Source organism: Bacteroides sp. 2_2_4 (assembly GCF_000157055.1).
GTDB classification, from domain to species: domain Bacteria; phylum Bacteroidota; class Bacteroidia; order Bacteroidales; family Bacteroidaceae; genus Bacteroides; species Bacteroides ovatus.
This window is the reverse complement of record NZ_EQ973356.1, coordinates 677,320-693,514: the sequence shown is the minus strand read 5'-3', so window position 1 is coordinate 693,514 and position 16,195 is coordinate 677,320. Positions and strand designations below refer to the sequence as shown.

General features: G+C 42.9%; 14 protein-coding genes. All 14 read left to right on the top strand.

Going from position 1 to position 16,195, the window contains the following annotated elements; genetic code table 11:
• The first annotated feature begins 78 nt into the window (after positions 1-78).
• The 14 genes from BSCG_RS21430 (at position 79) to BSCG_RS30405 (ending at position 16,195) form a co-directional block, all read left to right on the top strand.
• Positions 79-1,221: a site-specific integrase gene (locus BSCG_RS21430; RefSeq protein WP_004292635.1), complete on the top strand. Its 1,143-nt coding sequence runs from the start codon at positions 79-81 to the stop codon at positions 1,219-1,221.
• Between the two features lie 14 nt (positions 1,222-1,235).
• Entirely contained in the window at positions 1,236-2,381 is a 1,146-nt protein-coding gene (locus BSCG_RS21435) for a site-specific integrase (protein WP_004292636.1), read from the top strand.
• A gap of 309 nt (positions 2,382-2,690) precedes the next feature.
• Positions 2,691-4,121: an AAA family ATPase gene (locus tag BSCG_RS21440; protein ID WP_004292637.1), complete on the top strand. Its 1,431-nt coding sequence runs from the start codon at positions 2,691-2,693 to the stop codon at positions 4,119-4,121.
• A gap of 5 nt (positions 4,122-4,126) precedes the next feature.
• Entirely contained in the window at positions 4,127-4,747 is a 621-nt protein-coding gene (locus BSCG_RS21445) for a hypothetical protein (RefSeq protein WP_004312206.1), read from the top strand.
• The gene (locus BSCG_RS21450; protein ID WP_004312207.1) at positions 4,744-5,157 is read left to right on the top strand and encodes a hypothetical protein; all 414 of its coding nucleotides are present in this window, start codon (positions 4,744-4,746) and stop codon (positions 5,155-5,157) included. Before BSCG_RS21445 ends, BSCG_RS21450 begins: the two co-directional genes overlap by 4 nt.
• A gap of 233 nt (positions 5,158-5,390) precedes the next feature.
• Positions 5,391-5,633 (top strand): helix-turn-helix domain-containing protein, encoded by a 243-nt coding sequence (locus BSCG_RS21455; RefSeq protein WP_004292639.1) that lies wholly within the window; start codon positions 5,391-5,393, stop codon positions 5,631-5,633.
• A gap of 30 nt (positions 5,634-5,663) precedes the next feature.
• Positions 5,664-6,137 (top strand): hypothetical protein, encoded by a 474-nt coding sequence (locus tag BSCG_RS21460; protein WP_004312208.1) that lies wholly within the window; start codon positions 5,664-5,666, stop codon positions 6,135-6,137.
• Between the two features lie 111 nt (positions 6,138-6,248).
• On the top strand, positions 6,249-6,764 hold the full coding sequence (locus tag BSCG_RS21465) for a hypothetical protein (RefSeq protein WP_005942618.1): 516 nt from the start codon (positions 6,249-6,251) through the stop codon (positions 6,762-6,764).
• Positions 6,765-6,905: 141 nt separating this feature from the next.
• Positions 6,906-7,343: a plasmid mobilization protein gene (locus BSCG_RS21470; protein WP_004292642.1), complete on the top strand. Its 438-nt coding sequence runs from the start codon at positions 6,906-6,908 to the stop codon at positions 7,341-7,343.
• On the top strand, positions 7,340-8,572 hold the full coding sequence (locus BSCG_RS21475; RefSeq protein WP_004312209.1) for a hypothetical protein: 1,233 nt from the start codon (positions 7,340-7,342) through the stop codon (positions 8,570-8,572). Before BSCG_RS21470 ends, BSCG_RS21475 begins: the two co-directional genes overlap by 4 nt.
• Positions 8,573-8,578: 6 nt before the next feature.
• Positions 8,579-9,115: a hypothetical protein gene (locus tag BSCG_RS21480; RefSeq protein ID WP_004292644.1), complete on the top strand. Its 537-nt coding sequence runs from the start codon at positions 8,579-8,581 to the stop codon at positions 9,113-9,115.
• A gap of 27 nt (positions 9,116-9,142) precedes the next feature.
• Positions 9,143-9,565, top strand: coding sequence for an integrase (locus BSCG_RS21485; protein WP_004312210.1), 423 nt, complete (start codon positions 9,143-9,145; stop codon positions 9,563-9,565).
• A 464-nt stretch (positions 9,566-10,029) separates the two neighbouring features.
• Positions 10,030-13,107: a non-ribosomal peptide synthetase gene (locus tag BSCG_RS30410; protein WP_008775156.1), complete on the top strand. Its 3,078-nt coding sequence runs from the start codon at positions 10,030-10,032 to the stop codon at positions 13,105-13,107.
• Complete coding sequence (locus tag BSCG_RS30405) at positions 13,085-16,195, top strand: non-ribosomal peptide synthetase (protein WP_008775155.1); 3,111 nt, start codon at positions 13,085-13,087, stop codon at positions 16,193-16,195. Before BSCG_RS30410 ends, BSCG_RS30405 begins: the two co-directional genes overlap by 23 nt.

The following is a 16,195-nucleotide window of genomic DNA, read 5'->3' as shown; positions in this document are numbered from 1 at the left end:
CATTTTTGTTACCTAAAACGATACTTATATTCGGATTATTTGTTACCTTTGTATATGGATATAAATCATTGATATACAATGGGAAGAAAAAAGAAATCATTAATAGAGAAATCTCCGTTCAAGTTACGTCACCGTAAACTGGCGGACGGACGTTTATCCCTGTTTCTTGACCGTAGTGTAGACGGCGGGCATGAGTACGAGTTTCTGCAACTCTACCTCATGCCGGAAACATCTGCCAAAGCAAGGCGGCAAAATGCGCAGACACTCCGCAAGGCGGAAGATATTCAGCGAGAACGGACAGAAGCCCTGCTCAATGCGAAGGTGGGAACAGTACCGGAAAGCAAATCTTCCGATATGCTGCTGTCCGACTGGATGACCATTGTCCGCAAGAACCACGAACACCGGGAAGCACGCGACCTGAACGGAATCGACAACGCCCGTAAAAACTTGCTGAAATTCCGTGCAGATGTCAGGCTCTGTGATGTGGACAGACAGTTTTACATTGATTATATCGACTGGCTTCGTTCTTCCTGCAAGACCGCATGGGGAAAACAGATTACTCCCAAGACGGCTCATTCCTATTATACCACTTTGCGTACCGCTTTGAACGAGGCTGTACGTGAGAGACTGATTGAATCAAATCCTTGGTACAAACTGGAGATGACCGAGAAAATCAAAGTTCCCGAAAGCAAACGGGATTTTCTGACCATCGAGGAGATAAAGAAAATGATAGCCACGCCATTTTTTAACGAGCAGGTACGGCAGGCATACCTGTTTTCCTGTTTTTGCGGACTTCGTATCAGTGACATACGGAAATTGCGTTGGCGTGACATTTCCATATCAGGCGGGCAATGGCTCGTGTCGGTAGTAATGACAAAGACCACCAATCCCGTTTATATCCCCCTTTCGTCCCAAGCGGTAAAATGGTTGCCGGAACGTAATGGCTGTACACCGGATGGCCTTGTCTTTGGAGGGCTGCCCAATACAAGCAACCTTTGTGTCAGTCTCAAGAACTGGGCTGATAAGGCAGGCGTAAAGAAGAACGTGACATTCCACACGGCACGTCATTCATGTGCGGTGCTGCTGCTGACGCTCGGAGCGGACATCTATACCGTTTCCAAAATCCTCGGCCACCGTTCCGTGCGTGCCACACAGGTTTATGCAAAAATAGTAGACAAGAAAAAGGACGATGCAATCACCTTGGTTGACGACGCATTCTAAATACATTATTATATATGGCAACAACAAAGAAATCGACCAGACTCAAGGAACCGGTAAAGGTGCGCACGAAGAAGCTCGCCGACGGTTCGGAATCCTATTATCTCGACATCTATGTTGACGGAAAACGCAGTTACGAGTTCTTGAAACTGTACCTGTTGCCCGAAATCAATCCTATGGTCAAGGAGCAGAACCGGGCCACAAAAGCGGCGGTAGAGGCCATCAAATCAAAACGCATCATCGAACTGACTCACTCGAAGGCCGGACTGAAAAAGACATCCGTCCGTTCCAAAATGCTACTGGACGACTGGATGGAAGCCTATCTTGCCGAACAGGAACGAAAAGGCGCGAGAGGACTGAAACTGTTACGAACAGTCTGCCGGTTACTTCCCCTTTACAAGAAAAAGGTGAAGATGAGAGAGATTGACAAGGACTGGTGTCTGGGTTTCATCGACTGGATTCAGCACACCTACAAGACCCGGTGGGACAAGCCGCTTTCACCCAAGAGTGCAGCGGACTACGTGGGTTATTTCTCCACCGCACTCAACGCCGCCGTCCGTGCCGAGGTTATCCCGGAGAACCCGATAATGACACTTGCAGCCACAGAACGTATCAAGGTGCCGGAATCCAAACGGGAATACCTGACCATTGACGAAATAAAAGTTCTGATTGACACGGAATGCCCCCGCGAAGACGTGAAACGTGCCTACCTTTTCGCCTGTTACTGCGGTTTGAGGTTGAGCGATGTTTATGCCTTACGATGGAAAGATATTGTTCAGGACGGGGAACAATACCGGATGTCAACCGTGATGCAAAAAACTACCACACCGATTTACTTGCCTCTTTCCCGCCATGCCGTCCGTTGGCTGCCTGAAAGGAACGGTGCGGAAGACGGGCTGCATGTCTTTGCCGGACTCCCGGCAGAACCCAATATCAACAAGGTACTGGCCAAATGGATGGCAACGGCAGGAATCAATAAAAAAATCACCTATCACACGAGCCGCCACACGTTCGCCACAATGATGCTTACCCTCGGTGCGGATCTTTATACCACGAGCAAGCTGCTCGGCCATGCCAACGTAAAGACTACGCAGATTTACGCGAAAATCGTTGACAGCAAGAAAGTTGAAGCGGTGAATCTGGTTGATAACGTATTTGGCTGACATCCTGCGTTGTACTCCATTACCACCGTTTTCAGCCTTATTTGAATAATTGCCGAATTTTGACCTTTCCGGCCAGATTTCAATCCGAAGAGGTCAAAACTCGGCATATCTGTTTATCAGATACATAAACCTGAACTTATCTTCTTGATTTGGATAGATAATTTCAGATTTATGGACGCAGTTCATAAACCTCACAAAACCTTATATCTGAATTTACAGCGTAATATTTCATAGATAATATCAAATAAGTGGTTCTAAAATTTGCTTGGGCAATTCCAAATGCGTAATTTTGCATCAAAACATGAAAGTATGGATAAACTTATTGGCCGCGACAAAGAACACGCGGAACTGGAAAGATGCCTGAACTCGGACAGATCGGAGCTGGTCATAGTCTACGGCAGGCGGCGTATCGGAAAGACATTCCTGATTGAAGAATTTTTCGACCGGGAGTTTGATTTCAAATATGTCGGTGCGCATGGAATGACCACCCGCAGACAGTTGAACAACTTCCTGAATGTGCTCAACAGTTATTCGGGAAAAAAGTTCTCCCATTTAAGCAACTGGGATGAAGCCTTTTATGCCCTTGAAGAATACCTGTCGTCCCTGCCCGCTGACCGTAAACGGATTGTGTTCATAGATGAAATGCCTTGGATGGATTCGGGAAAATCCATATTCGTGTCGGCCCTTGAAAACTTCTGGAACGGCTGGGCCATGTCACAGCGGAACATCATGCTTATCGCCACGGGGTCCGCGACCTCATGGATGAAAGACAAGATTGTCGCCAACAAGGGAGGCCTCCATGCCAGAGTGACGTGTAACCTGCATCTGTCCCCGTTCACCCTGAATGAGACGGAGCGGTATCTCGCTACCAGAGGCATCGAATGGGATCGTTACCAGCTTACCCAGACATACATGGTGCTTGGCGGTGTTCCGTTTTATTACAGCCTTCTTGACCCCGCGTTGAGCCTTTCCCAGAATATAGACCGGCTGTTTTTCAATGAAGGCGCACTTTTGAAACTGGAGTTCGAGGAGCTATACAACGCCCTTTTCGACAATGCCGACCTGTACACGTCAATCGTACAACTACTCAGCGAACACGAATCGGGAATGACAAGCAAGGACATATTCCAGTCACTATCATCGAAGAGCAGCAACATAACCAAGGCGATAAAAAACCTTGAAAGGTCCGATATGATAGAGAAATGGCTTCAGTACGGCAACAAACGTCGCGGAGCCGTTTACAGGCTTACGGATTTCTTTTCGCTGTTCTATTTCAAGTTCCTTGCCGACAACCTCTCACACGATGATGAATGGTGGAGCAATCATCTTGATTCCGGAAATGTATTCGACTGGATGGGTAGCAGTTTCGAGCTTGTCTGCATGAGACATCATAAACAGATCAAGTCGGCTTTGGGAATAAGGGGCATGGCTACATCCTTGTCCACATGGCAGGTCAAGCCCAATAAGGAGGAAGGAATGCCCGGCGGACAAATAGACATGATAATAGAGCGGGCTGACCGGATCATACACCTGTGCGAGATGAAATTCTGCATGGACACATACCGTATCAAGCCCGAATACGAACGCCGGTTGCGTGACCGTTCCGGTTTGTTCAGGGAACTTACCAAGACCAACAAGACACTGGTTCATACCTTTATCACGACGTATGGTGTGGCCAATGGCAAGAACAGAAGCATCGTCCACAGCGAGGTGACGATGGACGACCTTTTCAATTCCTGACGATTATGATGATACGGCAAATAACACAACGGTTGCACGAAGTGAACACGCTTCTTGCAACTTACGGACAAGGCGTCTTGTCTTTTGAACAGGCCTTGCCGCCGTCCCTGTTCTATCAGGATTTCAACGACACGAACCTTCTTGTCAAGGAGGCAGCCTGTCTGGTAAAGGAGAACCCCGGACAACTTCTGGACTTTTCTTCTTCCCTTCTTTCGGAAACGAACAAATACCTTTCACTCGACAGGACACCGTTGCAGACAGTGAACTTTGAAGCCCTTTTCGAGGAATATCTAAGCCCCTTTGAACACCGGTACGAGGAAGCGAAAACAGCCGCCACAGAACTTTGGCGCGAGTATTCGGCAATGAGTAACCGGTTGGATTTCCTGCCTCTGGATTCGGAAGAATACAGGTCGCTCGACACGGAGTGCGGAGTAGCAAAGGCAAAATATGACCAAGCTCATGCACACGCAAACCTATCATATAAGGAATGGCAGCAGGAGCGTGACCGGAATTTCTGTGTCTGGTGCTTCAAACCGGTATTCCTCGACGTGCTGGTGGAGCGTCTGCAAGGAATCGCCGGAAGCATCATCTCCGACATCAGACGCGTGAAGGAGGGCAACCCATGAACCGTGCAGGCCTGCTGCAAGAGACCACCGCATGGATGGATACCGTTGACCTCGCCCTGTGCCTGTTCATTTACGAGGTGTGCAACGACTACCAGTTCGAGTATCTGTCGGGCAGCGACTTCGTGAACTTCCTGAACCTGAAACCCACCGAACGGGAGGTCATCGTGCGCCCGAAAGAGAACCTTCGCATCTGTTACATGGTGTTTTCCATCGCCCGTACCATCAGGCCGCGAGAGCGCGGGAAACTCTGGTCGGAAGAGTTCCTGAAACGCTGCGGCATATCCAAATCCTACTACGACAAGCACCGCAGCGATGTTTGCAACAATGCTGCCACCAAAGAGAATCAAGATTTCCGCAAATCCATCGACAAGGCCGTTGAAAACGCAAGACGGCTGAAAGGTACCCCATAACCGCCCGTCGTTTCCCCATTCAGCCCGGTATCTTCCCATTATAGCTATGCGCTATACCGTTCATACACAACGGTATGGCGCATTTTCTTTTCATGCACTTTCCCCATTCGTCCCCCATTGGCCCACCTTGGAGCAAACTTAACTTTGCATCGGAAACAGAAGAAAGGAAAAGTCTGAAAAAACAGCAGATTCCGATTCTACGAAAGTACAAGTAACAATAAAAATGAACGTATATGGAAAGTGAACGTAATTTGATGACCACCACGGAAGCAGCCCGTTACCTCGGACTGAAGCCAAGCTATCTCTACAAGATGATGATGCGCCGCGCAATCCCTTACTACAAGCCGGGCGGCAAGCTGTGCTTCTTCGCCAAGGAAGACCTCGACGCATGGCTGAAACGGGTACGGGTGAAATCGCAGGTCGAGATCGACAGCGAGGCATCCCACTATCTGGTAACACATGAGAAAAACAAATGATTCATCAACCTTTTTTAGAACAATGCAGTTATGGACAATTCAAAGAACATGGAACCGGGTATCAGGAATGCCACGGTTCAGGAATCCCCGAACAAGGAACAGAGAAAGAAAGAGAGCAGACCCGTAATCAGCGCGAAGGTACAGACCATTCTGGACTTTCTTCGCGGCTGTTCCCCCTACGAGGCCGATTCCATACGGGTAATGGTCGGTTACGGGACGGGCAACGGCGATACCGCAACGATTGAGGCGACGGACATGTTGGCTGTCAACCGCTTTCTCAATCACGGGCTTGCCAAAGAAAACGGAACAAGTAACGAGGCCGTGATGAAACACCGTCAGGAACGTGCGCAAAAACTGTTGGAAGCCGTCAAGGATTTCGTTGACATCGGCCAGCTCTGCCGCGTCAGCATCGTGCTGATGAAAATCTCTTCCGACTTCAAGGCGGTGGAGGACGCACGGGGACACCTGCAATCCCAACCCGCCGCCAACGTGAACCGGAACTGATGTCAAAACCGGAACGGGGTATCGGACGGACAAGGAAACTCCCGCACGCACTATCTCATTGAAACTGTTGTAGGTTTTCCGATACTCCATTCCCTTATTTTTTATTGAATTATGCAAGAAAACAAGAGGAACAAGGAAACATCCCTTTTCAAAAAGCCGCAGGGCTTCCGTACAGTCCGCATCCACTTTACCGCAGAGGCAATCGAATGGCTCGGAGGGACAACGAAAGATGACGACGGCAATACAATCGGCAACCATACTCTTTTTTATGACCTGCTCTCACGGATGCGACTGTCCCCCGGCAGGGGCGATTCATTCCGCAGGCCGCAGGAATTGCAGCCCGGACAGTTCCAGTTCTCGGAAACCAGACTCGCGGAGGAATGGAACATAGGGAGAAAAAGAATCCGCAATCTCCTTGCAACGATGGAAAAGCTGGGCATGATAGCGGTGGACGCTTCCAAAACCGCTTCCGTCGCTTCCATGACCTGTGTCGAGGAATGGACGGACTTTCAGAACTTCCACGTCGTAAACCTTTGCAATCCCGCCCTGAATGGTATTCGAACGGCATCTGAACGGCCTTTGAATGGCATTTTATCCGGCAGCGGAGGCACGCCGCAGGAGAGGTGAAAACGTCTTTCAGTTTCGAGATATGCCAAGGTATCACCTCCCTTCGGTCAGTCATCCCTTGGCGCTCTCGCGGCTCACTGGCAGTTCGCCGGTGGCGGCGCTCGCAGGCTCGCACCGCTTAACCCTTATAAAACAACAGTTATGACAGAAGACAATAAGCAAGACACATCATTTCCGTCCGGCGGCAGCCGCACCGAATACATCGGAGCCAAAGTCACCGTGGAACAGAAACAGTACATCCGCCGCCTTGCCGCCGAGTGCGGCATGACCGTCAGCAGCTACGTGCTGGCAAGAGCTTTCAACTACAGGCCGAAAGCGAGGCTGACGGCAAGGCAGGAGGCGGTCATGGAGACCCTTATAGGATGCCGCAGCGACCTCGTGAACTACACGTCCGCGCTCCGTGGCATGAACCCCGAAAAGCGCAGACAGATGTTTAACAGTTACCCTTTCATGCTCGAATGGCTCAAGGAACTCGGCAGGCTGGCCGAGCGTGTCACGGACGTGCTCGACAAGGTACGGTTTTCCAACCGCCTGCCCGACGGGACAAGGAACGGTGAAGACAGGGAGGACGAGCCATGATAGGGAAAGCGAAATCCATCTCCCACGGGATAAATGACATCAGGTACATCACGGGAGAATCGAGGAACAAGAAACATCCCGAACGCATCTTCCACGTGGGGGACAATCTGCTGCCGCCCGGTCTGGATGCCACGGGTATATGGGATTCTATGCGGCTGACGCTGGAGAAGTCCAAACGGGTCAAAAATTCCGTCATCCGCATCGAGGTCAGCCCTGCGCCGGAACACACCAAAGACTTTACCATCGACGACTGGCAAAGGTTGTGGGACGACTTCACGGATGAGTTCGACAACATCGAACTGCTTGACAAGAACGGCAAGACCTATTCCCCGAAAACCGCCCTCAAAGGCAGCAAGGGCACGGTGTGGCTGCATCTGGAATCCAAGAGCGGCATTCCCCACCTTCACGGTGCGTTCTGCCGTATCGACGAACGGGGGAATATCAACAACGACCATGACATACACCTGCGGGCACAGCGGGCAGCCGAGCGTGTGGCCCTGAAACGGGGCTGGACGACTGCCGCCGAAGTACGTGAGACGAACATCGGGCAGGTGAACCGGGACTGCATGGAAACCCTGCAATCCATGGAAAGCTGGTCATGGGATGAGTACGTGGCCAGACTCCGGAGCAAGGGATATGAGTTTTGGGAGCTGCGCGACAACAAGAAGATATTGCGCGGTTACGTGCTGAAGAAAGGCAACGCCAGATACAAGGCTTCCGAACTCGGCAGGGGGCGCAACCTCATGGCGACCAAACTTGAAAGCACGTGGAAAAAGCTGCACGCGGCTCCCAAGACAAGGACTGTTTCGACACAGCCCGCCGCAGGGAAATCTATACCGACTACACCCCGGACGATTCCGGTTCACGCACAAGGAACGACACCGGTTCCGCAATACACCGGCTATCGTCCCGGTACCAGCCCGTACCATATCGACATCGACGGGGAAAGCCGCCGGTTCTTCATTCCCGATGAAGCGTTGGACGTATTCAATGACGAGTTCGACTACCGGGAGACAGCCAACAGCCGTGACCTCACGGACATGGCTGCGGCACTTTTCGTCGGGATGCTCGATACTCCGGCGGTTCCTTCGGGAGGTGGTGGCGGCAGTTCCAACGACCTGCCTTGGGGAAGATGCGAGGACGAGGACGAACGGGAATGGGCACGCCGGTGCGCCCGTGAAGCGGCAAGGGTAATCGGAAAGAAACCGAAGACAGGACGAAAAAGATAACAGCCTATGAATAAAAAATTCGATTTCTCGGAAATAGACGGGGCACTTCCGACTGCCGAAAAAATGCAGGAGCAAGACCGCATAATCGATGCGCTGAAAAACAATTATGAAGCTGTCCGCATTCTTAGTGCCAACGTGGAAAAGCTCGAAAACAGACTTTCGGAAGCCCTGCCCAAAATGGACGGGGCTGTTTCTTCCCTGCGTGGGGCAAGCACGGTCACACTCGGCGAGGAAGCGAGAAAGACGCTTGAACAGGAGGGAGAGAAAATCTGCCGGAAGATGGCCGACAGGATGGAACGGGAATGCGCAAGGCTAGCCGGACGCCTCTCGGCGAATGACCGTGTGCTTATCTCCGCAACCGCTTTCTGGTGTATGGTAGAGGCAATCATCTCCCTCGCGGCGGCTTTCGTTTGTACCTGCGCCGCGAACGCTCGTCTTATACATAGCATATTGCTGTGGGAAGTACTCGGCTGTACCGCTGCTTTTCTCGTTGTCTGTGTCACGTTGACCATTTTTATATGCCGCAAGTTAAGACGAGAATGAAACATTACCAATTAAATAAATATAAGTATGACAACAGTAAAGGTGAAATTCCGCCCGTCAACAGTCGAAGGCCGTCCGGGCACTATCGTTTATTTTGTAACTCACCGCCGTGTCGTCAGGCAAATCACAACCGGTTATAAGGTGTTCTCTCATGAATGGGATGATAAACAGTCAAGACCTGTTTCGGCACCGGCTGGCGAACGGATAACCGTTATTCAGACAATAATCCGAAAACTGGAGGAGAATTTGGAAAAGCTGAACAGGATTATTGAAAGATTCGATCTGCTACGACGAGGTTATTCATCTGAAGATATAATTATGGAGTTCCGGTGCACCGAAAAAGAAAATACCCTTTTTATATTCATGGAGAATCTCATCGAGCGACTCTGCCAATTAAATCACATCGGTACGGCCAAGAACTACCATACCGCACTCGGCAGCTTCAAATGATTCCGGGATAACAAGGACGTTCCGTTGGCAGTAATAGACCAGATGATAATGGAAGATTATCAGGTATACCTGAAATATACATTGACTGTTATAGTAAATAACTAAATATTTTTAGAGCATTGCGTATCAGTAATATATTAAATGTGATGATTTCTAGGTCTTAATAAAGAAGCAATAGTTATTTATGAGATATAAAGAACTTATCATTTTACAAAAAATAGGAAGGTAAAAATACATATAATACCCCTTTGTAGGTAATATTTCCTTATCATAAATGATTATGTATAACAATCTAATATAAATTAATATCAACTGACTACTAATACGATAGCTACACACAATAAATAGAAATATATAATTTAAGTAATATTATATGCATACAACAATTTATTAAAAATACCTAATAATTGGTATTGATGGATTTAGCTAAACAAACGAACTTTGCGGGCAAAAAATAAAGCAAGATGGAAAACCTATATGAATTGTTGGAAGAAGCAGCACATAAAGTGCCGACAAAAGGAATTGTTATTGTAAATAATAGTCAATGTGATCTTTTTCTAACTTATTCAGAGTTACGAGAAAAATCTAGAAAAATAGCTTTTATTTTAAAATCTTACTATCAAGTAAAGCCTGTCAGTAAGATAATAATCTCTGTTGAAAAATCCGAAAATTTTATATTATTATTTTGGGGATGTGTTATGGCAGGTTGTATACCCGTTTTAATGCCTTCTGTACAATTCAGTAATAAGAACTCTATTGCTTTTGAACGCCTAAAGAATGCAATTGATATATTAGGTGTAGTTACACTTATAACAAATGATATTAATCTATTTGAATATTATAAATCTTCATTTCATAAAGCTGTGTGTGTTGAAGATATTATGAAACAATTGGATTTGTTGCAAGATTATTCTTTACACATACCTAAAAGAGATAGTAAAGATTTATGTGTTATTCAGTTTTCATCAGGAAGTACAGGGGCACCCAAAGGAGTCATGCTTAGTTTTAACAATATTTTAACTAATTTGAAAATAAAAACTCTTGCGGATGAAATTACAACTGAAGATACTTTGATTCACTGGATGCCATATTTTCATGATTATGGTCTATTTGGAAATCATTTGGTTTGTTTGTATAACCAAATTACAGAAATAAAAATAGAGCCTTTTTCCTTTTTAAGAGATCCTTTGATTTTTCTAAAGAAAATTTCCGAATATCAAGTAAGTATTTGTGGCGGTACGACACCTTCAGGATTGGATTTGTTAATTCAAAAGTTAGAACAATCTAATGACATAAAAGAATTGGATTTATCTCAAGTGAAGACTCTTTCAATTGGAGCAGAAATGGTTCCATCTAATTTATACGTCCGATTATCCCCCCTTTTTCAACTTGGGTTTAATCGAAATGCATTCCGCCCTTCATATGGAATGGCTGAAACAACATTGATTGTTTCTTCCTGTTTACCGGGTTATGGAAATAAAAATATAAGAATAAATAGAGAGGCGTTCTATGAAGGGATTATCAAATTAGTCGATAAACAACAAGATTTTTGTGAATTTGTTAGTGCAGGTAGAATATTACCAGGCTTACAAGTACGCATTGTTAAAGACGGTATTCCTCAAAATAATTTAAATTTAGGAGAGATTCAAGTAAAAGGCGCTTGTGTCATGTCTGGTTATTATAATGACATACAATCAACAGATGAAGTATTAAAAGACGGTTGGTTAAGTACAGGAGATTTGGGCTTTTTTGATTATAACAATATTCTTTATATAGTAGGTCGAAAAAAGGAAACAATTATAGTAAATGGACAAAACTTTCATCCTTTTGATTTAGAAAATTGTGTCTTAGAGAAATTTGGTCTTTCAATTGAAAAAACTGTATTTACATCTTTTTATTCTTCTACAGAAAATCGTGAAATTGTACTTCATTTCTTTGTATTATCAAGAAAAATGTCGGAAGAACAAATAAGACAATTAATAAATGAATGTAACGCATTTCTAGCAGACAAAGTTGGATTTGCTCCAGAATACTCTATAAAGATAAAAAAAGGAGAAATACTCAGAACTTCTAGCTCTAAAATAAAACGTCGATCTATGGCAAAGTATTTTGAGCAAGGACAGTATAATAAATCAATTGTAAAACTAAACAAAGAATCTCATAATATGGATTATTTATTGGTTCTCAAAAAAATATGGTCAGAAGTTTTAAAAACAAACCTCATTCATATAGAAGATAACTTCTTTTCTTTAGGAGGAGACTCAATACGCAGTATGATGGCTGTTTCTAAACTTGAAGAACTGTTAAATATTAAATTAGAAAATAGTTTCTTCTATAAATATCCGACCTTAGTCTCTCAAAAACATTATCTTGAACAATATTTATTAAAAGAACTTCAATCTCCTTTAAATGAATATGAACTGTTAGTTCGAGAGTTTATCAGCGAAGAAATAGGAATTCCCTCTTTAGAAATACAATATACAGAAAATATTATAACTAAAGTGACTTCTTTTGCCGCTGTATATCAAATGATGAAGCGCTTAACTGAAGTTTTTGATAAAATAACATTAGATGATATAAAAGATAAAACTTGTATACGAGATATAGCACAAACCATTAAGGAACGCTATGCAACTCCAGAGGGGTATTCTTTTCCGTTAATGGATTTCCAAGAAACATTATTCTATCACAGTAAAAGTTTTATCCGTAATGAACCGACAGGATTAAGTTGTTATATCATTTGTCGGACACAATTGAAAGGTTTTTTTGATCCAGCATGTTGGGACAAGACGTTAAATCACATTATTAACTGTCATCCATTGTTACATTCTATTCTTTCCGAAGAGTCGGATAAACCTGAGATGATAACTCTTCCTGAATATCCGACATTTAAAAGTTCTTATGAAGATATAACTTCAATGAACAAAGAACAACAGGAAACATTCTTTTTACAAAAGGACGAAAAAGATCATGATCACAGATTTGACCTTAAAGAGTATCCTTTATTCTATTGTAATATTTATAAAACAGGGGAAGATGAACATGAATTAATTATACATATTGATCACCAGATAATTGATGGTTTCAGCTTTTTTCAATTCCTTCAAGAATTAACATCAACTTATGATCAGTTTATCGCTGGTAAAGAAATAACTGTTGAACAAGAAAAAGGTCTAACTTTTTCTGACTATGTTTTTGTGGAGAGATTCAGAAGGCAAACAAAGCGATATCAGAATGCAATGGATTTTGCCCTAAAGGTGTTTAAAGATTTACCAGAGAAAATATCTATTCCCACGAAATGTCAGCCATCTTTAATAAATAAAGTCCATTTTAATACCTTACATACGGAATTGGATTCTTTATTGATGAATAAAGTTCTTGAAATCAGTTCTCATACTTCTGGTATATGCCTTAATTCCTTACTTATGGCATGCTATTTTAAACTGATGAATTTGTGGTCTGGACAAAATGATCTCATTATCAACATGCCTGTATTTAACAGGGAACAGCATTTACCTAATGACAAAAAATATAATAGGTAGTTTTCTTGATATTTTCCCTGTCCGTATCCAAACATCTCCACAAGAACCGATTGTTTCTATTGCACGTAAGATAGAACAATTTGTACGAACCATGCTTGAGTATCCAATATCTTCAATAGAATTGTCCAGAAAAATCGCAGAACAGGAAGGCTTAAAACAAAGCTCTTTGAGTGCAATTATTTTTAGTAATTCTATCAATATGCTTCCCAAAGGTATCAGTCATTCATCTAGATATTTGACAATTGGTGCGCCTAAAGTACAGACAGGTGCACCTGGTACTTATATAGACCTTGTTATGTATACATGGGAAAATAAATGGTGTTTTGATTGGAATTATGTTCGTGAGCTATTTGATGCGGAATACATACAACTACTTTCTGAACAATTCACGTCTATGCTTAACCAATTGGTAGATGATACAAACACTAAGGGATACGAAGAGCGTTCATGTTCAAATATACTCCCTCTCTTCTATATAAAATTATTGGAGCAAACAAATAAAACAGAACATGCTTATCCTCTTAAAACAATATATGAACAGATCAGTAATACTGTAGATTTGTATCCTAATAGAGAGGCGATCTCTTATCAAGGAGTTTCTTTAACTTATACAGAGTTTTGGAAAAAAGCTAATCAGATGGCGCATTTCTTACGTTCTCTTGGAGTGGTACGAAATTCTAAGGTTGCTTTATTACTGAACAGAACGCTTGATTTGCCTATAGTACAACTTGGAATTCTTTTAGCAGGTGGGGCGTATGTGCCAATTGACCCTTCTTATCCTTCGGATAGAATACAGTATATGATAAATGACTGTGGAGCAGAAGTTCTTGTAACTCAAGGAATACATGTAGACAATATTAATAGTTCATATACCCCCAACATTAAACATTGTGTGTTACTTGATGATGATTCTATTCCTTTACCTGATACATATCGTCGATACACCGTAAATGATATAAATAGTCAATCTATGGATAATATAGTACCTTGTAATACTCCTGATGATTTGATTTATATGATTTATACTTCTGGTTCAACAGGACAACCTAAAGGTACAATGCTTAGGCATAGAAATGTATCCAATTTTTTGAATTATGAGAAAGAAGCGTTTAATGTAAACTGTAATAACAGGTTTGCTTTAATAACATCGTATTCCTTTGATATGACTGTTACTTCTAATTGGCTACCTTTCATTGCCGGAGCTTCTTTACACATTCTTTCCGATAATGCAACTAAAGATATAGAGAAACTTCTGTATTTTATAGATGAAGAAAAAATCAATTTTTTGAATGTAACTCCCTCTCATTTTTCAATGTTGGTAAATATGTTGGGATTTTTGGAGAGACCTGTAAACCTATCACCCAATATGACTATTATGCTGGGTGCTGAAATTATCAATGTTTCGGATATAAACAGGTGGTTAGAAAATTATCCTTTGCACAAATTTATTAATGAATACGGCCCTACAGAAACAACGGTGGCTTCCACTTTTTATCCTATCCCGATTGAAGAAGACGGCAAATGTCATTTAAATATAGTTCCAATAGGGAAACCGATTTATAATACACAAGTATATGTATTAAATGATAATTTAGAATATACACTACCAGAAGTTCCTGGTATCCTTTATATTGGAGGCGAGGGAGTGTCATGTGGTTATTTGAATAAAGAAGAGAAAACGAAATCTGTATTTATCAATAATCCTATTACTCATGAAGGAATTGTATATAATACAGGAGACGTTGTAAAGATGACTGTAACTGGCGATATTGTATTTGTAGGACGTAAAGATTTTCAAGTAAATGTCAGAGGGTATAGAATTGAATTAGGAGAAATAGAGAATGCTTTATTAAAAGTATCAGGTATTACAGAGGCTTGTGCAGAGATTCAATATGATGTAAACAAACAGCCTGTAGTTGTAGCTTTTTATGTTACAGCAAATAATTGTGATTTAGAATACAAGGATATAATGTCTGTTCTGCAAATGAAGATACCTCACTATATGTTACCTTCCGCAATGGCTAGAATAGAGCAGATTCCAATTTCTGCCAATGGAAAAACAGACAAGAAGCAATTACCCAATATTGCGAATCAGAAACAAAATTTTGTTAAAAGGGATATTGTAGGTCCAAGGAATGAAAGGGAAAAACAAATAACCTTAATCTGGGAAAAGGTATTAGGGATACCAGAGGTAGGTGTATTTGATAATTTCTGGGATATAGGAGGCGACTCTATCCGATCTGTAAGGTTAATAAAAGAATTAAAGGAGGTCGGATTAACCAACATCAAATTAAAAGATTTATTCGATAAACCTACGATAGCCGAACTGCTTGAACAAGAAATAGAGAATAATAAAGTTGAGAATCTCATTTGTATGAAAAAGGTTTCTACTCCATATGCAAAACTTATATGTCTTCCATATGCAGCAGGAACCCCTGGTATGTATAGTACATTTTCTGGGGATTTTACCGGAGAAATCAACTTATATACAGTACAATATCCGGGACATGGAGATGGACGTGAGATAAAGTCCTCTGTAGAAGAAGTTGGTGCGCTATTAGCCAATGAACTGAAAGAGGCTGATAAAGAGATTCCTTTGTTTATCATGGGATATTCTTACAGTTGCTATATTGCTTATGATATCTGTAAACGATTTGAACAAGAAAATATTCCGATACAGGGTATTATAATGATTGGTGGAACTCCTCCTACATTGCGTGATGACTTAATGCAATTCTTTTCAAATGACGATAATGCCCTTTTGGATTATTCACGTGCAAAAGATCTGTTGAATGAAGAATTGATCGCAACTTTATCAGATGAAGAAAAACATGAATATTTGCATGAGTTGAGAATGAATACTGTAGCAATGGTAAATTACAAGTTTCTTGATTGTAAATTGAAAACCCCATTATGTTCCATCGTCGGTAGAGAGGATGAGCCTACAATTCGAAACAATCAACATCTATGGAATAATTACTTTCAGAAAGTTTCTTTCCACCAATTGCCAGGAGGGCATGTTCTTATTACAAAATATCATGCGGAATTAGCTAAGTTGATAATGAATTATATAGAATTGCATGTATAA